The 20,583-nt window shown below is 68.7% G+C and carries 19 protein-coding genes; 9 read left to right on the top strand and 10 right to left on the bottom strand.

What is annotated here, in order from left to right; genetic code table 11:
• Positions 1–5: 5 nt before the first annotated feature.
• Complete coding sequence (gene hutI / locus ACFFN1_RS08645) at positions 6–1,238, bottom strand: imidazolonepropionase (RefSeq protein ID WP_376840280.1); 1,233 nt, start codon at positions 1,236–1,238, stop codon at positions 6–8.
• Between the two features lie 195 nt (positions 1,239–1,433).
• Here hutI and ACFFN1_RS08640 point away from each other — a divergent pair, with 195 nt between their 5' ends.
• From ACFFN1_RS08640 to ribA, 6 genes are read left to right on the top strand one after another with little or no spacing between them, the layout of a single operon-like run.
• On the top strand, positions 1,434–2,021 hold the full coding sequence (locus ACFFN1_RS08640) for a TM2 domain-containing protein (protein ID WP_376840279.1): 588 nt from the start codon (positions 1,434–1,436) through the stop codon (positions 2,019–2,021).
• Positions 2,022–2,074: 53 nt separating this feature from the next.
• Positions 2,075–2,530, top strand: coding sequence for a hypothetical protein (locus tag ACFFN1_RS08635; RefSeq protein ID WP_376840278.1), 456 nt, complete (start codon positions 2,075–2,077; stop codon positions 2,528–2,530).
• 41 nt (positions 2,531–2,571) lie between these two features.
• Positions 2,572–2,865 carry a hypothetical protein gene (locus ACFFN1_RS08630; protein WP_376840277.1) on the top strand — a complete coding sequence of 98 codons (294 nt, stop codon included), beginning with the start codon at positions 2,572–2,574 and terminating at the stop codon, positions 2,863–2,865.
• Positions 2,862–3,341, top strand: coding sequence for an SRPBCC family protein (locus tag ACFFN1_RS08625; RefSeq protein WP_376840276.1), 480 nt, complete (start codon positions 2,862–2,864; stop codon positions 3,339–3,341). The genes ACFFN1_RS08630 and ACFFN1_RS08625 overlap by 4 nt, the downstream gene beginning before the upstream one ends.
• Complete coding sequence (locus ACFFN1_RS08620) at positions 3,341–4,042, top strand: CDP-alcohol phosphatidyltransferase family protein (protein WP_376840288.1); 702 nt, start codon at positions 3,341–3,343, stop codon at positions 4,040–4,042. Before ACFFN1_RS08625 ends, ACFFN1_RS08620 begins: the two co-directional genes overlap by 1 nt.
• 10 nt (positions 4,043–4,052) lie before the next feature.
• Positions 4,053–5,408: a GTP cyclohydrolase II gene (gene ribA / locus ACFFN1_RS08615; protein ID WP_376840275.1), complete on the top strand. Its 1,356-nt coding sequence runs from the start codon at positions 4,053–4,055 to the stop codon at positions 5,406–5,408.
• A gap of 23 nt (positions 5,409–5,431) precedes the next feature.
• On the opposite strand, the gene ACFFN1_RS08610 is transcribed toward ribA, so the two are convergent.
• Genes ACFFN1_RS08610 through ACFFN1_RS08595 form a run of 4 tightly spaced genes read right to left on the bottom strand, consistent with a single transcriptional unit; the run spans position 5,432 to position 9,678 of the window.
• Complete coding sequence (locus ACFFN1_RS08610) at positions 5,432–6,373, bottom strand: lysylphosphatidylglycerol synthase domain-containing protein (RefSeq protein ID WP_376840274.1); 942 nt, start codon at positions 6,371–6,373, stop codon at positions 5,432–5,434.
• Positions 6,370–8,277, bottom strand: coding sequence for a glycosyltransferase (locus ACFFN1_RS08605; protein ID WP_376840273.1), 1,908 nt, complete (start codon positions 8,275–8,277; stop codon positions 6,370–6,372). The genes ACFFN1_RS08610 and ACFFN1_RS08605 overlap by 4 nt, the downstream gene beginning before the upstream one ends.
• Positions 8,274–8,693 (bottom strand): 6-pyruvoyl trahydropterin synthase family protein, encoded by a 420-nt coding sequence (locus tag ACFFN1_RS08600; RefSeq protein WP_102162268.1) that lies wholly within the window; start codon positions 8,691–8,693, stop codon positions 8,274–8,276. Before ACFFN1_RS08600 ends, ACFFN1_RS08605 begins: the two co-directional genes overlap by 4 nt.
• A 10-nt stretch (positions 8,694–8,703) precedes the next feature.
• Positions 8,704–9,678: a zinc-dependent alcohol dehydrogenase gene (locus ACFFN1_RS08595; RefSeq protein ID WP_376840272.1), complete on the bottom strand. Its 975-nt coding sequence runs from the start codon at positions 9,676–9,678 to the stop codon at positions 8,704–8,706.
• A 278-nt stretch (positions 9,679–9,956) separates the two neighbouring features.
• Between ACFFN1_RS08595 and ACFFN1_RS08590 the strand changes: the two genes are divergently transcribed.
• Entirely contained in the window at positions 9,957–10,310 is a 354-nt protein-coding gene (locus tag ACFFN1_RS08590) for a hypothetical protein (protein ID WP_376840271.1), read from the top strand.
• Positions 10,311–10,319: 9 nt separating this feature from the next.
• Here ACFFN1_RS08590 and ACFFN1_RS08585 read toward each other — a convergent pair whose 3' ends face one another.
• From ACFFN1_RS08585 to ACFFN1_RS08565, 5 genes are all read right to left on the bottom strand, one after another.
• Positions 10,320–12,053 (bottom strand): ATP-binding protein, encoded by a 1,734-nt coding sequence (locus tag ACFFN1_RS08585; RefSeq protein ID WP_376840270.1) that lies wholly within the window; start codon positions 12,051–12,053, stop codon positions 10,320–10,322.
• A 303-nt stretch (positions 12,054–12,356) separates the two neighbouring features.
• On the bottom strand, positions 12,357–14,123 hold the full coding sequence (gene hutU, locus ACFFN1_RS08580) for a urocanate hydratase (RefSeq protein ID WP_376840269.1): 1,767 nt from the start codon (positions 14,121–14,123) through the stop codon (positions 12,357–12,359).
• A gap of 236 nt (positions 14,124–14,359) precedes the next feature.
• Positions 14,360–15,001: a LutC/YkgG family protein gene (locus tag ACFFN1_RS08575; protein ID WP_376840268.1), complete on the bottom strand. Its 642-nt coding sequence runs from the start codon at positions 14,999–15,001 to the stop codon at positions 14,360–14,362.
• Positions 14,998–16,884, bottom strand: a complete 1,887-nt coding sequence (locus ACFFN1_RS08570; RefSeq protein ID WP_376840267.1) for a lactate utilization protein B — start codon at positions 16,882–16,884, stop codon at positions 14,998–15,000. The genes ACFFN1_RS08575 and ACFFN1_RS08570 overlap by 4 nt, the downstream gene beginning before the upstream one ends.
• A complete protein-coding gene (locus tag ACFFN1_RS08565; RefSeq protein ID WP_376840287.1) occupies positions 16,881–17,687 on the bottom strand; it encodes a (Fe-S)-binding protein in 807 nt (268 codons plus the stop codon). The genes ACFFN1_RS08570 and ACFFN1_RS08565 overlap by 4 nt, the downstream gene beginning before the upstream one ends.
• A gap of 416 nt (positions 17,688–18,103) precedes the next feature.
• Between ACFFN1_RS08565 and ACFFN1_RS08560 the strand changes: the two genes are divergently transcribed.
• Both ACFFN1_RS08560 and ACFFN1_RS08555 read left to right on the top strand, forming a co-directional pair.
• Positions 18,104–19,768, top strand: coding sequence for an L-lactate permease (locus ACFFN1_RS08560; RefSeq protein WP_376840266.1), 1,665 nt, complete (start codon positions 18,104–18,106; stop codon positions 19,766–19,768).
• The gene (locus ACFFN1_RS08555) at positions 19,753–20,520 is read left to right on the top strand and encodes a FadR/GntR family transcriptional regulator (RefSeq protein WP_376840265.1); all 768 of its coding nucleotides are present in this window, start codon (positions 19,753–19,755) and stop codon (positions 20,518–20,520) included. The genes ACFFN1_RS08560 and ACFFN1_RS08555 overlap by 16 nt, the downstream gene beginning before the upstream one ends.
• Positions 20,521–20,583: the final 63 nt, after the last annotated feature.

The raw sequence follows: 20,583 nt of genomic DNA, 5'->3' as shown, positions 1-20,583 counted from the left end.
GCCTTTCACGATGGGTTGGCGGCGATCGGGCGGCCGGCGCGGTGGACCTCACGGATGAGGTTGACGCCGGGCCGATAAGCCAGGTGGCGGTAGCTGGGGGCGGTGAGGATGGAGAAGTCGGCGCGGGCGCCGGGGCTGAGCCGGCCGATGTCGCTGCGGTCGAGGGCGGCGGCGCCGCCGGCGGTGGCCGACCAGACGGCCTGTTCGACAGTGAAGTGCATATCGCGCACGGCCAGGGCGATGCAGAAGGGGATCGAGCTGGTGAAGCACGAGCCGGGGTTGCAGTCGCTGGCGATCGCGACGGTGACGCCGGCGGCGTGGAAGCGGCGGGCATCGGGGTAGGGCTGGCGGGTGGAGAATTCGACGCCGGGCAGCAGGGTAGCCACTGTGCCGGCCTCGGCGAGGGCTGCGAGGTCCGCGTCCGAGGCGAAGGTCGCATGGTCGGCCGAGGCGCAGCCGTGGGCGGCGGCCAGCTGCAGGGCGCCGCCGGCGGTGAGCTGGTTGGCGTGCAGGCGCGGGCGCATGCCGTGGGCGACGCCGGCATTGAGGATGCGGGCGGTCTGGTCTTCGGTGAAGGCGCCCTCTTCGCAGAACACGTCGATCCACTTGGCCTTGCCGGCGGCGGCCGGGATGATCTCGTCGATGACGAGGTCGACGTAGCGCTCGGGATTGTCTTTGTGCTCCGGCGGGACGACGTGGGCGGCGATGAGGGTGGATTCATCGGTGTGGCGGTTGATGATCTCCAGCTGGCGGATCTCGTCCGCCAGCGTGAGTCCGTAGCCGGTCTTGATCTCGAAGGTCGTGGTGCCGGAGTGCTCGGCCTGGCGCATGAGCATCACGAGGTTGTCTTCGAGTTCGGCGTCGCTGGCTGCGCGGGTGGCGGCCACGGTGGTGGCGATGCCGCCGGCGGAGTATTTCTGGCCGGCCATCCGGGCGGCGAACTCGGCGGAGCGGTCGCCGGCGAAGATGAGGTGGTTGTGGCTGTCGACGAAGCCGGGGATGACGGCGGACCCGTCGGCGGAGACTGCCGAGTCGGCGGCTGGGGCCTTGGCGGCCGGGCCGACCCAGGTGACGGTGTCGTCCTCGATGAGCATGGCGGCATCAGTGATGACACCGAGGCGCTCATAGCCCTCGGGGTGCGCATCGTCTGCTGCGGCCGCGCTGCCGTCCGGGGCCGAGGCGGCGGACGGGTCGTTGGTCACAAGCTCCGAAATGTCGGTCACGAGAATGGTGCTCATGCTGGTCCCTTCTGCACTGGCCGGTGGCGTCATCACCGCAGCCATTCGGCGTCCAGCCGCGTGGATGGCGTGCACACGGCAGTCGTCTTCAGGGTGTCACCCTGAGCGGCGTGAAGGCACCGGTCTCACGCCATTATCGTCTGAAATGCCGGATTCGAGAACCTCGTGTCATGGGTCGGCGTGGACCCAACACCTGTGAATCGCCACACCGCCGACCACCAGGGCCAGCAGACGAATCTGGATGCGCATCCGGGGCACCCTGCAGGCGACTCGGATAAGAGCTTCCTCGTCACCTGGTTACTGGCATACTTCCTCGGCTCTTTCGGCGCCGATCGCTTCTACCTCGGCAAGATCGGCACGGCGATCGCCAAGCTGCTGACCGCCGGCGGACTGGGCATCTGGGCGCTCGTCGACCTCATCATGGTCCTCGTCGGCGCCACGCGCGACAAGCAGGGCCGCCCGCTGGCCGGTTACCAGCAGCACAAGAAGACCGCGTGGATCGTCACCGCCATCCTCGTCGCACTCGGATTCGTCATCGGCATCATCATAGGAGTCGCCGGCCTTTCGGTGCGCAGAGCGCTTCAACCGTGCGACCGGCTGACGAGCCGGCATCGCAGTCTGCACCAGAGGATCCCGCCGACTCAGCGCAGGAAGAGGAGCCGCCTGCAGTCGAGGAGGCCGACGCCGAGGAGGAATCGGCTGCTGAAACCACAGACGCCGGCAGCTCCGGCACCGACTTCGCCTCCTGGGCCGACGGAGCCTTCGGCACGTTCGCCCCGGTAACCGAAACCGGCAGCGGTGACACGGTCATCGACATGCCCGCCGGCGCCTCCGGCGTGCTCATCACCGCGAAGTACAGCGGCGATGGCAATTTCATCATCCAGGGCCTCGACGAGTCGAATGAGAGCAGCGGAGCGCTGCCGGTCAATACGATCGGCGCCTATGAGGGGACGACTTTCGTCAGCGCAGACGACTGGGACGCCACATCGAAGCTGCAGGTCACTGCAACCGGCACTTGTGAGATCACGCTGTCACCGGTGTCCACGGCAGCCGCATTCTCCGAATCAGGCTCGGGGGACACGGTGATGCAGTACACCGAGGGCGCGGCAACCGTCAGCTTCACCCATGGCGGAGAGAGCAACTTCGTGGTGCAAGAGAATTCGGGCTCCGACTTCGGACCCGACCTGCTCATCAACGAGATCGGCAGCTACGACGGCTCGATTCCCCTGAGGTCAGGCCCGTCGATTCTCATCGTGCAAGCCGACGGCAGCTGGACCGCGTCAGCAAGCTGAGAGACTGTTCGCATACCCGAATGCCGAGGGGCCCAGCGCAGATGAGCTGGGCCCCTCGATCCATCCGCAGCGCACACGCTGCTCCAGATCCGCCCGCTGGGCTGCATCATCCGCGAAACCCAGAGCATACGACGCTGACCTTCGCGCACGAGCCCCAGACGATCAAGGGCGACCCGCAGCAGTTTCGCTTCCGCGGCTTCACGGCCCAGGAGAAGGCGTTCGCCGACTCCACCACCACACCGCTGCCGGCTTCGCGGGAGCTCCTGCCCGAGGGTGAGGGCGATGACGACTCCGGTGCCCGGCAGCCCCGCGCCCCGCATAGGCTGGGACGATGACCCTTACAGCGCTGCGCCGGTACCGGTTCGTCTCACAGTGGCAGATCCCCGCTGAGCCGCACCGGTGCTGGCAGGCGCTGTGTGCCGTTGACAGCTGGCCGGCATGGTGGCCTGGCGTGCGGGAGGCGCAGCTGTTCGCTGCGACCGGCACGGCTGCCCCGGACACCCGCGCCCGGGTGGTCGTCGGCAGCCCGCTGGGCTTCCGCCTCGATCTCCTGCTCAGACTCACGTCTGCCACCGCCCCGCATACCGCGACGCTGGTGGTCAGCGGTGACCTGACCGGAACCGGGACATGGCGCGCCGCGCCCGGTGGGTCGGGCACCCAGATGACGTTCGAGTGGTTGGTGTGCTCCCGCCGAATCGCGGTCAACGCCTGCAGCCCGCTCGCCGGTTGGGCGCACCGGCATGTCATGGCCGCAGGCGAGCGCGGCCTGGACGCCCACCTGTCCCGGGGCACACCGTCCGGCGGGTGCTGATGCGTCGACTCACCGTCATCTTCATCCTCACGGTCGCACTCGGCACGGCCGGGTGGCTGGCCGCCTCAGCGATGCCGGTCATCCTGGCTGCCGGCACCGGGATCCTCGGTGCGTGGCCGTTGCTCGCGCCACGTGAGCCGGCCACCGCCTCGAAAACGGGCAGCGGCTGGCACTGGGCCGACTGCGTCACCAGCCTTCGGTTGGGGATGCTGCTTGTCGTCATCGCCGCGATCGCCGTGCGCCCGGGCCCGGGCTTCGGGTGGCTGGCGGTCGCGATCGCGATCCCGATGCTCGCCCTCGACCTCGTCGACGGGCTCATCGCCCGGGCGACCGTCACGACTGCCGCCGGCGCCCGCTTCGATGAGCGGGTCGATGCGACCGTCGTGCTTGTGCTCTCCGCTGCACTCGTGCCCCTCTACGGCGCCTGGTGCCTCATCAGCGGGCTGGCGCACTTCGCATTCCGGGCCGGTGCCGCGATCCGGCCCGCCTGGAAATCCGCGCTGCCGCCGTCGTGGCGGCGCAAGACGGTAGCGGCCTTCCAGGGCCCGCTGCTGCTGGCCGCCGGCTCTCCGCCGGGCTTGGCGGTGCCGGCTTTCGGGTGGGTGTGCACGATCGCGGCGGTCGCAAGCCTCCTTGTCTCCTTCGCCCTCGACATCCGCGTCCTCGAGCGCGGCCGTGCCGCTGAAGGCAACGAGGCCTAGACTGTCATCCATGGCGATCTCCGAATCCGGCACCACGCTTCACCAGCGGGCACGCACGATGCTGCCCACCGATCACGGCGTCTTCACCACTTACGCCTTCGACGCCGCCGGCACTACGCATGTCGCGATGGTCGCCGGTGACCCGTCTGCTGCGACCGCCCCGCTCGTGCGGATGCACAGCGAGTGCCTCACCGGCGATGCGCTGGGCTCGCATCGCTGCGACTGCGGCGACCAGCTGCAGGCCGCTCTGGCCGCGATCGCCGATGCCGGCTGCGGTGTGCTGCTCTACCTGCGCGGACATGAGGGCCGCGGCATCGGGCTCGGCCCGAAGCTGGAGGCCTATGAGCTGCAGGATGCCGGGCTCGACACCGTCGATGCCAACCGGCGCCTCGGCCTGCCCGATGACGCCCGCGACTACACCGCCGCCGCCCAGATGCTCGAGGCCCTCGGCATCACCCGGGTGCGGCTGCTGTCGAGCAATCCGACGAAGGCCGCCGCGCTCGAAGACCTCGGCATCGAGGTGACCGAGCGGCGCATGCTGCCGGTCGCCGACCGGCCCGAGAACGCCGGCTACCTCGATACGAAGCGCCGCCGGATGCACCACGACCGGCCGCGCGCCGTGCCCGAGGTGCCAGTCGCGGCTGCCCAGGCGACCGGCACCTCGGGCCCGGACTACGCAGCGATCACCGCCGGAGCCGAGGTCGTCGCCCAGTTGGCGCAGAGCGCCGACGGGTTCATCGCCGCCCGCAGCGGGGATGCGGCGTTCGTCTCCGGGGAGGCTGACCGGGCGCATCTGCACCGGTTGCGCGCCGCTGTCGCCGCAGTCGTCGTCGGTGCGCAGACCGTCGTCGCCGATGACCCGCAGCTGACCGTGCGCGCAGTCGCAGGCGTCAACCCGGTGCGGGTGCTGCTCGACCCGCACGCCCGGATCCCAGCCGACCGGCGGGTGCTCACCGACGGGGCGGCCCAGACGCTGTGGCTGGTCGGTCCCGCCGCCGCGGTGCCTGCTGACCTGGCCGATCATGTCACCGTCGTCCGGCTGCCGCAGACCGGCGCAGCGCCGGTGTCGCCAGAACAGGTGCTGGCGGTCGTGCGTGAGCTGGTGCCGGGCGCAGTGCTCATCGAGGGCGGCGGCCGGACCGTGTCGGACTTCCTTGCTGCAGGTGTCCTCGACCGGCTGTTCCTGACCCTGGCGCCGGTGCTCATCGGCGATGGGGTGCCCGGGCTGCGGTTTGCCGGTTCGCCGGTGATGGCCCAAGCGCTGCGGGTGCCGTTCCGGCGGCACCTGTTCGATGCCGATGTGTGCACGGAGTTCGTCCTCAGCGCGGCTGCCCAGCAGCGCACCTCGGGACTGCTGGAGAGCTGAGGCTCAGCCCTGCTGGCGAGCGTTCACCCCTGTTGGCGCGGCCGGCGCAGCCAGTGCCACAGCAGCACGGCCAGACCCGGCAGGGTGGATACGGTTGCGAGCAGCCCATAGGCGCTTGCGGCGCTGACGGCGGATCCGGCGTGCAGAGCCAGGGGCCCGGCGAGCAGTCCGACGGACAATTCACGGGCACCCCACCCGCCGACCCCGACCGGCAGGCTCATCGCCGCCAGCCCGATGATCGCCACGATCGCCTCGATCCCGTCCCCCAGGGCGCGCATCGCGACGAGGAACAACGCCACGAGTGCTGCCACGCTGAGTGCAGAGGTCGCCCACACGACCAGCTGCCGGCGGGTGTCCATTCCGCGCATGCACACGACGGCGGCGACCGCACAGCCGAGGGACACGGTCGCAGCTGCGGCTGCGGCGACGAGCGCCGGCGCGGTGTGCAGCGCGAGGACGACGGCGGCGGCTGCGAAGAGCAGCGTTGTCGCGCTCAGCCGCTCCGCCCCGATCGCCATGAGCGGTGAGAGCCAGCGGCGGCGCCCGCGGTCGCGGTAGACCGCTGCCCGCACGGCGTCGCCGGCTAGCCCGCCGGGCAGCACCATGTTCGCGAAGCTGGAGGCGTAGCAGTCGGCCAGCGCCCGGCCGAACCCGAGCCGGATCCCGCCGGCGGCAGCGAGCAGGTGCCAGCGCAGGGCCTGCGCCCCGGTGGCGACGAGCCCGAGGATGACGGCGGCGAGGATGCTCACCGGCCCGAGCGCGGTGAATCCGGCGGTGAGCGCCTGAGCGCCGATGAGCTGGGCGGTGATGACGAGCAGCACGACGCTGGCGATCACTGCGAGCACCCGCATCCGCCGCCCGTTCCAGGACTGTGTTCGCGTGCGCGTCGGTGCATCGGCTGGCGGGAAGGCGCACGAGCCGGTGCGCGTGCGGGCCGCCGCCGAGGTGCCGGGCACCTGGGTCATCGTCCCTCCCCTGGTGTGGTGGGCAGGATGAGCAGATCGCGGTGGTCGACAGTGACGGTGAGTGTCTCGTCAGCCAGCCGGTCGCCCAGCCATGCGGTGAAGAGGGCCGCAGAGCCGGGGTCCTGTTCGCTGGCGGCGGTGACGCGGTCGGTGAGGAACCGGGTGAGGAACACGTGATCCTCACGGGCGCTGAGCTGCCAGGGACTGGCGGTGGACTGCACACGCATGCCGGCGGCTTCGGCAGCGGCCTGCAGGTGGGACGCGGCAGCGGCGCCGAGCCGGCCCTCGCGCTGCTGATGGGCGGCGAAGGCGCCGGCGATCTGCCGGTCTGCCGGGTGCACGGGGTCGAGGTGCCAGTCGCCGGTGATGGTGAGCAGGAACAGACCCGGCGCCCCGGTCGCTGCCAGCGTGTCGACGAGGGCTGCGGCATCAGCGGGGCGCAGCACGTCGAGCACGGCGCTGCCGGTGATGAGGTCGACGGGCTGGCTGACGTCGAGGATGCGCGGCAGCTCGGCGATCGGTGCGCGGCGGGTCTCAGCGCGGCGGTCGGGAGTAGCGCCGATGCGGGCAGCAGCCTGGGTGAGTGCGTCTGGGTCGTCGTCGATGAGCAGCCATGTCCGTTCGGTGATTCCGCGCTCGCCGAACGCGGAGTCGAACCAGAGCGCGGAGTTGCCGGTGCCGGCGCCGATGTCGCAGATCCGCAGCCGTCGGTCAGCAGCAGCTGGCACGGCAGGTGCGGCAGGTGCAGTCCCCCGGCGGCCTGCCACCGCCTCGAGCGCGGCGTCGACGAGCGGCAGGGAGGCAGTGCGCGCGGTGTTGTCATGCGCGATGCGCATGTCGAGCCAGTCCCCGTGCTCGGGTGAGGACGGGCCAGCCGCAGCCGGATCCGCTGAACCAGCAGCCGCATCTGCTGTGCGAGCAGCCGCATCGACGGCAGCGAGCAGTGCCGCCGCGGTCTCCTCCCACCCGGGCAGATCCTTGCGGGCCCGCTGCGCCTGCTCCCGCAGCTGGGTGCGGTCATGCTCATCGCCGAGCCATGCCATGAGTGCCTCAGCCCAGGCTCCCGGTTCCGGCGACAGGGACCGGCCCGCCTGCAGGGCCTCCTGCGCGCCGGTGCCTGCGGTGACGAACGCGGGGATGCCAGCGGCAGCGGCCTCGGTGATGACCATCCCGAAGGTCTCGTGGACCGAGGGCAGCAGGAGCAGATCGGCGGCCGCGAGGGCGGCGTCGACGCCGTGTTCGTCGAGTTCGCCGGTGATCTTCCAGCTGCCGGCCGGCAGGCGAGTCAGTGCCTGCCACAGTTGCTCGGCATAGTCAGGTTCGGTGATCGGGCCGGCGAACACGCAGCTGATCCCGGCATCCGGCATGGCTGCCTGCACGGTGGTGAGTGCCTCGGCCAGCAGCAGCTGGTTCTTCCGCTCCTCGACAGAGGCGAGGCACAGCAGGCGGGTGCCCGCTGCCTCGGGCACGGTGAGCGGACGAAGTTCAGTGCCCGGCCGGGCGACAGCCGCGCGCAGCCCGTAGAGACCGGCGATGTCCTCGGCGGCGTGCTGGCTGGTGACGATGATGCCATCGGCGGCCTGCAGGCAGGCGCGCTCACGTGCGAGAGCCTCGCCACCGCCTCGGCCGCGGGGCAGGTGGACGAGCTGCAGCAGCGGGCCGGCGCACACCGGCGGGGTGCGCAGCGCACATCCCAGCAGCCCGTCGAGGACGACCGGGCCGTCGAGTTCGGCGAGCAGGTCGTGCATGCGGGCCTCATCGGCGGCAGACGGGTCGGGCCAGCTGCCGGGCACGGAGTGCAGGCGCAGCCGGGCGGCGGCATCGGTGACGGCGCGGTTGTAGCGGGCCCCACCGGAGGCTCGGCCGAGGGCCGGTTCGAACAGGTGGACCGGCCGGGAGCTCATACCTGCCGGGGCCCGGGGTCGGCCGGGTGCAGGGTGGGGGCCGGCGGGACGGTGTAGGTGACCCGCGCGTTGGGGTTCTCATCGAGGGTCACGGCGATGCTGATGTCGGGCCGGTCGGCGAGCGCTGCGCGCAGACGGGAGCCGATGTGGGCGGCGATGACCTCGGTCGTCGAAATCTTCCCGGCGAAGTCGGGGTGCTCGTCGAGGTTGGCATACCGCAGCGGGTCGAGGGCCGCGGAGAGGATCTCGCCGGCCCGGCCGATGTCGAGCACGACGCCGTGGGAGTCGAGCTCGGCGGTCTCGAAGTGGGCCTCGACGGCGAGTGTGGCACCGTGCATGTGCTGGGCCGGGCCGAAGAACGGGTCGGGCAGGCTGTGGGCGATCATGATGTGGTCGTTGATGCTCAGGCGGAACATGGCTCTCCTCTCAGCCGGGCAGGCTGCGGTAGTCGACGATGTGGCACAGGCTGGCGGGGTCGGTGAGCACGCGATCCATGACGACCGGCAGCTCGGACCAGTCGGTGGAACCGGTGATGAGCGCATCGAAGCGCTCGTCATGCAGGGCGTGGAGTGCCTGGCAGAGCCGCTGGGCGCGGGTGCGGCGGGCGCGCTGGCCGGCGGCGACCTGCCCGACCTGGCTGGCGATGATCGACAGGCGGCGGGCATGGAAGTCCGCGCCCAGCGGCACGCGCGGGGCGTCGGTGCCGTACCAGGATGCTTCGACGACGGTGCCGTCGTCGCCGGTGAGGGCCAGCGCGGTGGTCAGGCCGGCTTCCGCTCCCGAGGTGTGGATGACGATGTCGCAGTCGCCGCTGGCCTCATCTGGGGTCGCGGTGGTCAGGCCGAGACTGGTGAGCATGTCACGGCGTGCGGCGTCGGTGTCGATGACCTCCAGGCGGTCAAGTCCCATCCGGTCGGCCAGCAGCGCGGTCGACGTGCCGATCATTCCGGCGCCGATGATGGCCACGCGGTCGCCGAAGCGTGGCGGGGCCTGCCACAGGATATTGATTCCGGTCTCGGCCGCCCCGGCGAGCAGCGCACGCGAGGTGGGCACCGCCTCGGGCACGGGGTGGATGTCAGCGGGGCCGACGATGTGGTGGGTGTGGTGCGGCAGCAGCCCGAAGACGCGCTGGCCGAGCTGGTCGGCCGGGCCCTCGTCGATGGTGCCGACGGCCAGATACCCGTAGGAGACGGGGAACGGGAAGGTGCCGCGCTGGGCGGGGGCGGCCATGAGGCCCGCGACGGCCTCGGGGACCCGGCCTTCCCACACGAGGCGTTCGGTGCCGCGGGAGATCGCCGAGGCGGTGGTGCGCACCCGCAGCTGCTCACCGGCGGCGTGCGGTTCCTCGACCTCGCGCCAGCGGCCGCAGCGTGCCTCTTCGATCCAGAATTCCCAGGCCATGGTCCCAATGTACGCGCTCGACCTGCAGGTGCGCTCCGTATCGGCGAGGTGGGTGTGCGCAGGTGGGCCGGGCGGGCGTGCGGGGAAAGTTAGCAAAGCTGTTCATGGTTTGCGCGCCTGAAACCATGAACAGCTTTGCTAACTTTTCGGATCGTCGGCTCTGCTCCGGTGAGTCTGCTGTGAGCGCCGCCGAGTTACGGTGCGTCGTCCCCGCTGCGGAGCATCCCGGATGCCCGTTCATGCTCGCGATCTTCTCGATATCCTCGCCTCACTGCGGCGTGCCGACGAGGCCGCGCCGCTGTACGCGAAGTACGCGCGGCACAGCCCGGTCGCGTCGCTGCCTCACTCTCCACAGCGACGGCGAAGAGCACCACGAGGAGGACCGGCCGTTTCCTGCCAGCCCGCCGATCCTCGGTCTGCTCTCTCCTCTCGATCTGCCCATCTGGGGCGGGGAGACGAGCTTCTATCAGCCGCTGGCGACTGAGCGGCTGTCACCGGCCCGCGTGAAGATAACGTTCGGGCACCGGGAGGAAGCAGCGGAGTTCGGTCATGTCATCATCGACCTCGATGACGGAATCGCGGAAGACCTCCTCATCAATGGCATCCACTATGTGCGGGCATCTGGCGCCTGAGGAAGCGGCTCAGCTGTCGGGTTCAGCAGGGAGCAGGTAGGCACGCAGCTTTGAGGTGGGCGGCGCCGTCGGCACAATGACTCCTTCTTCAGATAGTGTGCGCAGCAACGGTCGGAGCGAGTTCACCGGTTTCTCCAAGACAGCCGAGATTTCACGAATCGACTTTGAGGTCGACGTGTCGAGCACATCGACGATCTCCTGCTCCGCGGGGCTCAGTTGCCTGCGCGCGAGCCGGTGTTCGGGAGACAGTTCAGCCAGCTCGTAGGAGCCATCACCCAACCCTGTGATGAGCCCATCGCCCTGCAGAGTACCGAGGATTGACCGCGCTCGGTCAGAATCGATATCGAGCGCTTGCCGAATTCCGTCAACCGAGATTGCGTCGGAGTGGCGGATGAGAGCAAGCACAAGGTTCTCCTCTTTGGTGCGACCTGCGCCAGGAATCGAACCGAGCCAGTCCCGCGTCTCCGGCGAGAGCAGACCATGCCGCTGCAACGTCACTTTCACCGAGTCGAGGGTCGCCTCGTACACCGGCACAGGGAGCCCGTTCTGCAGCATTTCAAAACGCATACGGGGGATTCCGCTTCCCTGGTTCTCGGCGATGGGGCCTTCGCCTTCTCCACGAGGGGTGACTCGCAGCAGCTGGCTGAGCACTTCATTGCGCGACGCTGACTGACCGTCACCCAGATTCAACTCAGTACGATCACCCCACAGACCTCCAGGATTGGTGATCTCAACTCGATCCGGGAAGATGTCGACGGCAACCTGCCGTCCGGTGACGTACTCGCTGTAGTCGCGGTGCATGACCGCATTGGTTATTGCTTCGCGCAGAACCTCTTCGGGGATCTCGGGCACGTCGTCGGCGCCCACGCCGGACACCACCCGCATAGTCCGAAGATTTGCCAGCACCCGAGCCACAGCGTCACCGACAGCGTAGGGAATGGGCCCGTCACACACGTGTCTGTCAAGGAATCGGAGGGCAGTCGAACTCCCCTTCTCCCTAGCTGGATGTACGGCGACATCGATAGTCAGCTGCGGGAACTCCTCTTGCGGGAAGAAACCGAAAGTGAGGTAACCTGCAAGCGTAGGCGTGCCGTCCGAGGTTACAGCTTTGATTCGCCGCAGCCGGCTGCGCAGGTCCTCCACACCGTCCAACGCCCGTGATCGGCTTCGCTCCAGAGACCGAAAGGTCGACTGAATGATCTCGGGGTTGAGATCATCTATCGCGGTTCCGGGAACAGGCTGGTGGTCGATACCGCGACGCGTCCATTTTTGCTGCAGCTCATGAATCTCGTATGCCGACAAGTGTTTGTCCTTATCGGCTACGCGCTTGTAGCTGCCAGCGGAGATGCTCTTGCGCGTCTCGAAACATGGGCCCTTAGCGTCGAGCTGCGGGTCAAGCGATGCAATCTCGAGCAGCACTACCGCCGCCCCGTCAACTGTGCAGATGTCGACGTCGTAGCGAGGCACCGGCTCGACTTGAGGCTGCTGCCCTGCGCTGGTGCCCAAGCCCGCTTCGACCGCATCAAGGATCTTCTGAGCTTCAAAGCCCTCTGCGGGCGTGAAGTTGTCAGCTTCGCTAAGCCCCAGGATCACGACGCCACCCCGAGTATTGGCGAATGCAGATACCGACTGCCACAGCGATTTCGGCAGACCACCACTCGCCGCCTTCACCTCAACACGACCATCGTCCGACCCCTGCTGGCGGAGTCGTTCAACGATCGCCGCAATCTCTTCATCACTCACAGCATCAGTGTAGGTGAGTTGTCGTCACTTTTCTACACTGATCGCCTCACTTTATAGAGTGACGAGAGATAAATCTACACTGAGGGTGTCACTTACATACAGTGACGGCGTCAGTTTCCTCACTGAACCTAGAGTGATGCCGAGCGCCGCGCGTGAGCTCGATCTGGCCGGTGTCGGATGAAAGGACCGCCGGATGAAAGGCCCGCTGAAAAGTGTGTAGAGCTGCTCACTTCTGCAGGCTCGCAGAATATGAACAGCTCTACACACTTCTCTTAAGAGGCGTCAACGTGCGCCTCTGCGGTGTCAGTTCGCGGCGGATTCCTCGTCGCGCTTGTCGAGCTCGGAGTTCATCGGGATGCGCATGTGGCGTTCCTTGGCGACCTCGACGGCGCGGTCGTAGCCGGCGTCGACATGGCGGATGACTCCCATGCCCGGGTCGTTGGTGAGCAGGCGGGTGAGCTTCTGCTCCGCCAGCTCGGTTCCATCGGCGACCGAGACCTGACCGGCGTGGATCGAACGGCCCATACCCACGCCGCCGCCGTGATGCAGCGACACCCAGGTCGCGCCCGAGGAGGTGTTGACCAGGGCGTTGAGCAGCGGCCAGTCGGCGACCGCATCGGTGCCGTCGAGCATGCCCTCGGTCTCGCGGTAGGGCGAGGCGACGGAGCCGGAGTCGAGGTGGTCTCGGCCGATGACGATCGGGGCGGAGACCTTGCCCTCGGCAACGAGCTTGTTGAACAGCACACCGGCCTGGTGGCGCTCCTTGTAGCCGAGCCAGCAGATGCGGGCGGGCAGGCCCTCGAACTCGACGTACTCCTCGGCAGCGTCGAGCCAGCGGTGGAGGGACTTGTTCTCGGGGAAGAGCTCCTTGAGCGCCTGGTCGGTGACCTTGATGTCCTGCGGGTCACCGGAGAGCGCAACCCAGCGGAACGGTCCCATGCCCTCGCAGAACAGCGGGCGGATGTAGGCCGGGACGAAGCCGGGGAACTCGAAGGCGCGCTCGTAGCCGGCCTTGCGGCCCTCGTCGCGGATCGAGTTGCCGTAGTCGAAGACCTCAGCGCCCTTGTCCTGGAAGCCGACCATCGCAGCGACGTGCTTGGCCATCGACTCCTCAGCCCGCAGCGTGAACTTCTCCGGATCCTCGTCAGCTTCGGCCTGCCAGTCCTCGAGGCTCACACCCAGCGGCAGGTAGGACAGCGGGTCGTGGGCTGAGGTCTGGTCGGTGACGATGTCGACGGGCACGTCGCGAGCGAGCAGCTCGGGAACGATGTCGGCGGCGTTGCCGACCAGGCCGACGGACAGCGCGCGCTTCTCCTCTTTGGCCTTGAGCACTTTCTCCAGAGCGGTGTCGAGGTCGGTCTCGACCTCATCGAGGTAGCGCTTGGACTGGCGGCGATCGAGGCGGGACTTGTCGACGTCGATGATGAGGCAGGCGCCGCCGTTGAGGGTCACCGACAGCGGCTGGGCACCGCCCATGCCGCCGCAGCCGGCGGTGAGGGTCAGCGTGCCGGCCAGGGTTCCGTTGAAGCGCTTGCGGGCGACGGCGGCGAAGGTCTCGTAAGTGCCCTGCAGGATGCCCTGGGTGGCGATGTAGATCCAGGAACCGGCGGTCATCTGGCCATACATCATGAGGCCCTCAGCCTCGAGGTGGCGGAAGTGCTCCCAGTTGGCCCAGTCGCCGACGAGGTTGGAGTTGGCGATGAGCACGCGCGGGGCCCATTCGTGGGTGCGCAGCACACCGACCGGCTTGCCGGACTGGACGAGGAGGGTCTCATCAGCTTCGAGGTCGTCGAGAGTCTTGACGATCGCGTCGAAGGCCTCCCATGAGCGGGCGGCACGGCCGGTGCCGCCGTAGACGACGAGGTCTTCGGGGCGTTCGGCGACCTCGGGATCGAGGTTGTTCATCAGCATCCGCTTGGCAGCTTCGGTCGACCAGGTCTTGGCCGTGATCTCGGTGCCGCGCGGAGCCCGCACGACGCGTTCGGGGTCATGGCGGGTGAACGTCTGCTTCGCGGCTGCTTCCTTCGCAGCTGCGGTGTCTGGGGTTTCGGATGCGTGTGACGTCGTCATGCGTCTTCCTCCGGCTCTCGGGACGCCTGCAGTCAGGCGCGGGTGCGAACGGTTCTGCTTCCAGTCTGCGCGCAGGTGCGTGCTGCCGAAAGTGAGCCGAAGCGCGATCTGTCCGGAATCTCGGACACGCGGCTGCCGCATGCGGCACCTTCGCTGCCTCGAACCGCGCCCTCATCGTCTGCTCCGCCCCGGTCCGAGAGCTCGGGTCGCGGCTTGCTGCCGGAGAGATCTGCAGCTCAGTCCAGGATGATGATGTCGACGTTCCGCGGACCGTGGACCCCCTCGACGCGCTGCAGCTCGATATCCGAGGTCGCCGACGGTCCGGAGAACATCGTCACCGGCTGCCTGTGGTCGATGCGGGCGAGCGCCTCGGGCACGAGTTCGACGAGCGATTCGGCCGGCACCACGCAGATGTGGTGGTCGGGGATGAGGCTGATCGCGCGCCTGCCCTCGGCGGGGCCGGCGTTGAGGAACACGGTTCCGGTCTCCGCGCACGAGACGGTCGAGGAGGTCACGACCGCATCAAGTTGGTCGAGCTCGGCGTGACTGAGCGGCGCCTCGGCTGTGTCGACGATCCGCTCGCCGGCAGAGCCGTCACGGGGCAGCCAGTCGGCCGGGAAGCCCTCGGGCACGACGAAACGGCCGCTTTCGCCGAGGAGTTCGGCGATCCGCCCGGCGACCGTCTCGCTGGTCTCGGTGAAGGCGCGGGCCTTGTAGTCGACGATCCGGTCGATGAACACCTCGCGCACCGCCTGCGCATCGGCGCTGCTGTGCTGCCGGTAGTCGCGCACGGGTGCGGCCGGCTGCGGGTTGTCGGCCAGCGCCGAACGGATGCGGGCGAGGATCTCGGCCTTCGCCGAGGTGGTCTGCTCACTCATGCTCTCTCGCCTTTCATCGGTTCGCCTGCCGCGCCCGAGGCGGTGGTCGCCGAGGTCTCGGTGCCGCGGGCGTAGTCGGCCACAGTTTCGCCGGTCGCGTCGTGCTGCTGGATGGCTGCCCGTTCGGCTGCCATGAGCCGGGTGTAGTCATCGGCCGGGGCGGCGAAGCGCGCATGGAGTTCGGCGGCCTTGCCGCGGTTGGCTTCGATGAGGGCTGCGATATCGGCCCGCTGTTCAGGGGCGCGGCGGATCGGTGTGCTCGGGCGGTTGCGCTTCCACCAGTGGCGGAAGGACTGCGCCGGGGGCGCGTCGATGATCCGGTGCTGGGTCCAGCCGCCGATGAGGCCGGGCAGGAAGGAGATCTTCCCGTCCCTGCCACCGAGGATCCTGCCCAGCGGCAAGCCCCGTTCGCCGATGCTCAGCAGCCGGGGCTTGGCGAAGGCGGTCTTGGCAGCAGCCATGAGCGCATCCATCTGATCGGGCACCCGGCGCGCCACCGCGCCGACGATGCGCGCAGCCCCGGTGCGGGCGGCCACTGCCAGGCGGGCGCGCCGGGACGCGCCGGAAGCAGAGGCGTCGGTGGAAGGCGAAAAGTCCACCGCCTCGGGAGCGGAGGGAGCCACCTCCTCGGGAGCGGAGGGATCCGGGCTGTGGCGGGCCTCGACGTCGGCGCCGCGCAGGTGGATGAGCACGTCGGGGATGTTGATCTTGACCGGGCAGACCTCGTAGCAGGCCCCGCACAGGGACGAGGCGTAGGGCAGCGAGTTGTTCGCCGCGGCCTCGATGCCGGTCATCTGCGGGGACAGGATCGCGCCGATCGGTCCCGGGTAGACCGAGCCGTAGGCGTGGCCGCCGGCGCGTTCGAAGACGGGGCAGACGTTGAGGCAGGCCGAGCAGCGGATGCAGTGCAGGGCCTGGCGGCCGACCTCATCGGCCAGTGTGGCGGTGCGGCCGTTGTCGATGAGGATGACGTGGAGGTTCTGCGGGCCATCGCCGGGGGTGACGCCGGTCCACAGGGAGGTGTAGGGGTTCATCCGCTCACCGGTCGAGGAGCGCGGCAGCAGCTGGAGGAAGACCTCCAGGTCGGCGAAGCGCGGCAGCACCTTCTCAATTCCCATGAAGGTGATGAGGGTGTCCGGCAGGGTCAGGCACATGCGGCCGTTGCCTTCGGATTCGACGATCGTGAGCGTGCCGGTCTCAGCGATCCCGAAGTTCGCCCCGGAGACGGCGACCCGGTTGTCGAAGAACTTCGCGCGCAGCCTCTGGCGGGAGGCTTCGGCCAGATCGGCGGGTTCGGATGTCAGGTCCGGGCGCACGCCGTCGATCTCGCGCAGGAAGATGTCGCGGACCTCGTCGCGGTTGCGGTGGATGGCCGGCACGACGATGTGGGAGGGTTTGTCGCCGCCGAGCTGGACGATCTCCTCGGCCAGGTCGGTCTCAACGGCGGTGATGCCGTGGTCTTCGAGGAATTCGTTGAGGCCGGTCTCCTGGGTGGCCATCGACTTGATCTTGTTGACCTCGCTGACCCCCTGCTCCTGAATGAGGCGCAGGGCGATCGCATTGGCCTCATCGGCGTCGCGGGCCCAGTGGACGTGACCGCCGGCAGCGGTGAAGGAGGCCTCGAACTGCTCGAGAAGTGCCGGCAGGTTGGCCAGCACGTTCTGCTTGATCGCCGAGCCGGCGGCCCGCAGCTGCTGCCAGTCGGGCATCTCGCTCACAACGGTGGCGCGCTTGTTGCGGATCTTGTGCATCGCGAAGTTGAGGTTGCCGCGCAAGGTCTCGTTCTCCAGATCCCGGGCCGCGCCCGAGGCGAAGGGCTCGCTCGCGAAGAGGTTGCCGCGGCCGTGGCGGATCGTGGGCATCCCGAGGTTGACGGTGCTCATGCGCAGCTCCTTCCGCCGCCGGAGACGGCGACATCGCCGGAGACCTGCAGGGGGTTCTCGCGGGTGCTTGCGAGGATCTCCGCGAAGTGGACGGTGGTGAGGCCGGTGTTCTGCTTCTGTGCGGCTCCGCCGATGTTCATCAGGCACGACACGTCGCCGCCGGCGCAGATCGAGGCGCCGGTGGATTGGATCGCTGCGACCTTGTCGGCGACCATCGCTCCGGAGGTGCCGGCGTTCTTGAAGGAGAAGGTGCCGCCGAAGCCGCAGCATTCCTCCAGGCCGGGCAGTTCGGCGTAGTCGATGCCGGCGACGGTGCGCAGCAGATCGGACTGCCGGGTGCCGAGCTTCATGTGCCGCAGCCCGTGGCAGCTGGAGTGGAAGGTCACCCGGTGCGGGAAGTAGGAGCCGAGCTGGGCGGCGGCATCGGTGATGCCGAGGACGTCGATGAGCAGCTTCGAAAGCTCGAACGTCCGTCCGGCGATGGCCTCCGCCGCCGCGGCGCAGGCTGGGTCGCCGGCGCGGCGGGCGATGTCGGGCTGCTGGTGCTGCAGGGACACGACACACGAGGCAGAGGGGGCGACGGCGATGTCGTAGTCGTAGTCGGAGAAGGCCTCGACGTGGTTGCGCACGATGTCGTAGGCGTCTGCGAAGTAGCCGGAGTTGACGTGCATCTGCGAGCAGCAGGTCTGCTGGGGCGGGAAGACGACCTCGTGGCCGAGGCGCTCGAGGATCCGCACCGTGGCCTCGGCGACCCGGGGATACATCGCGTCGACGATGCAGGTGGGGAAGATCGCGATCCGCAGTGCGGCCTGCGCCGGTGTTGCGGCCGGCGCCCGTATTGCGGCCTGCGCAGGTGCTGGGGTCTGCGCCCGTGTCGGGGCCTGGGCTGACGGTGCAGCACCGGGCGGGCTGGGCCGGGTGGCCGATGTCATTGTCTACTCCCCTCTGGCGTCCCGCCTGCCGACGGGAGCTCGGCGGCAGCACGCTCATGGTTCCGGAGCGAGGTCGGCGCCGGGAGCGGCTCTGATGAGGTGCTGCTGTGTGCCATCGTACGCCTTCAGGCTGACACGGATTTGTACTCGCCTCGAACGCGTGTAAGCTGTGGTCCCACCACATATTGTAATGTAGCACACAGCACCGGCATGGACCACGTTCACTGCTGAACGCACCTCACTGGCCGCGCCCGCAACCGAGCGCACTCCCGTCTCAAGGAGCCCCCGTGGAGAACTTCACCGCAGCCACCGACGCCGTCGGAGGGTCACTGGCTCTGTCCGCCCTTGTCGCCCTCATCCCGCTTGCGACCTTCTTCGCCATGCTGCTCGGCGTCAAAGCCCGCGCCCACACCTCGGCGCTGGCCGCGCTGACCGCGGCACTGCTCGTCGCCTGGCTCGGCTTCAAGATGCCGCTCGGACTGGCGGCCCTGTCCGCAACACAGGGCGCAGCCTTCGGGCTGTTCCCGATCGTGTGGATCATCGTCATGGCACTGTGGTTCTACGAGCTGACCGTCGCGTCCGGCCGCTTCGAGGACCTGCGTCTGCTCTTCGACCGCATCGGCGGCGGCGACCTGCGCATCCAGGCGATCCTCATCGCCTTCTGCTTCGGCGGCCTGCTCGAAGCCCTCGCCGGCTTCGGCGCCCCGGTCGCAATCACCGCCACGATGGTGATGGCCCTCGGCGTGGCTCCGCTGCGCGCGGCCATCGCCGTGCTGCTGGCCAACACCGCGCCGGTGGCCTTCGGTGCACTCGCTATTCCGATCACCACCGCAGGCTCCCTGACCGGTGAGGACCCGGCAGCGATCGGTGCAATCGTCGGTGTGCAGGCTCCGTTCGTCGCCTGGATCGTGCCCTTCGTGCTGCTCTTCGTCCTCGACGGACTGCGCGGCATCAAGGACGCCTGGCCGGCAGCGCTCGTCATCGGCCTGTCCTTCGGCATCGCGCAGTGGTGGTCGGCGACCCACTTCTCCTACGAGATGACCGACATCGTCGCCTGCCTCGCCTCGCTCGGAGCCGCAGTGCTGTTCCTCAAGGTCTGGACCCCACGCGGCACCGCAGAGGTGCGCGAGCGCCTCGGCGTCACCGCGCCGGTGAGCACCGCCGAGCTCAAGCCGGTGCGCGTGTGGATGGCCCTGCTGCCCTACCTGCTCGTCGTCGCCTTCTTCGCCGTGGCGAACATGTGGAAGCTCGGCATCGACGTCCCGGCCACCCTGGCGTCCACCACCTTGGAGATCCCGTGGCCGGGGCTGTCCGAGCACCTGCTCACCGCCGACGGCTCGGTCGTCGCGTCCACCACCTACAAGCTCGCCTGGCTGTCCTCACCGGGCACCATCCTGCTCATCACCGGGCTCGTCGTCGCGGCGATCTACACGATCTTCAGCGAACACGGCCGCTATCGCCTCGGGATGGGTGCAGCACTCGGGCTCATCGGCACCTGCGCCTGGCGGATGCGGTGGGCGGCACTGACGATCGCGGCCGTGCTGGCTCTGGCCTATGTCATGAACTTCTCCGGCCAGACCGTCTCGATCGGCGCCTACCTCGCGTCGCTGGGCGCGATCTTCGCCTTCCTCTCCCCGATCCTCGGTTGGCTCGGCACCGCCGTCACCGGTTCAGACACCTCCGCCAACGCGCTGTTCTCCAACCTGCAGCACACCGCAGCGACCAACGCCGGGATCGACCCGAAGCTGCTGCTGGCTGCCAACACCTCGGGCGGGGTCGTAGGCAAGATGGTCTCCCCGCAGTCCCTGGCCATCGCAGCGACGGCGGTGCAGATGGAGGGCAAGGAGTCCGAGATCTTCAAGAAGGTCATCCCGTGGAGCATCGGGCTGCTGTTCATCATCTGCAGCCTCGTGTTCCTGCAGTCGAATGTGCTCGCGTGGATGCTTCCCTGAGCATTCACCAGATGGGCCCCGAACGCCGTGCGCCCGCGAAGTCCTATGCCGCCATCCTCGACGCTGTCGAAGACCGGCTGCGCTCAGGGCAGCTGCGCATCGGCGACCGGTTGCCCTCGGAGCGGGCGCTGGCCGAGGAGTTCGGTATCTCCCGCAACTCCGTGCGCGAGGCGATCCGCATCCTCGACGCCCTCGGGCTCGTGCGTCCGGGGGTCGGCTCAGGCCCGAGCGCTGGGGCGATCGTCATCTCCGAACCCTCGGCCGCCCTTGGCTGGGGGCTGCGGATGCACCTGGTGTCGAGCTTCCTGCCGGTCGTCGACGTCGTCGCGGTGCGCCGGCTGCTCGAAGCCGACGCCGCTGCCGCTGCCGCCCGGCGTGACATCGCTTCCGATCCCGAGGCGGGACAGACTCTTGCCCGTGCCGCTGAGATCCTCGCTGCGCTCGATGACCCGGACCTGCCCGATGAGACGTTCCACGAACTCGATGCACAGTTCCACCTGGCGATCACCTCACTGGGCGGCAATGAGGTGACGACGACGATTCTCGGCTCACTGCGCCAGGCGACCGTCGGCTATGTGCAGGAAGGGGTGCGGCTGCTGGCCGACTGGCCGCAGGTCAGGCTGCGCCTGCAGGAGCAGCACAGGCAGATCCTCGCTGCTGTGGCTGGCAGCGACCCGCAGGCTGCCGCGGACGCGGTCACCGCGCACGTCGAGTGGTTCTACCAGAGGGCCTTCGAACACCTGGAGGGGTGATGCGCCCGGGCGCTGAAGACCGGCAATCTACTCCCGCCGTCAGCACGATTGACATCGCTTTAC

Source organism: Brevibacterium otitidis (genome assembly GCF_042429315.1).
Lineage (GTDB): Bacteria > Actinomycetota > Actinomycetes > Actinomycetales > Brevibacteriaceae > Brevibacterium > Brevibacterium otitidis.
The sequence above is the reverse complement of the archived record's forward strand: the minus strand, read 5'-3'. Positions and strand labels throughout refer to the sequence as shown.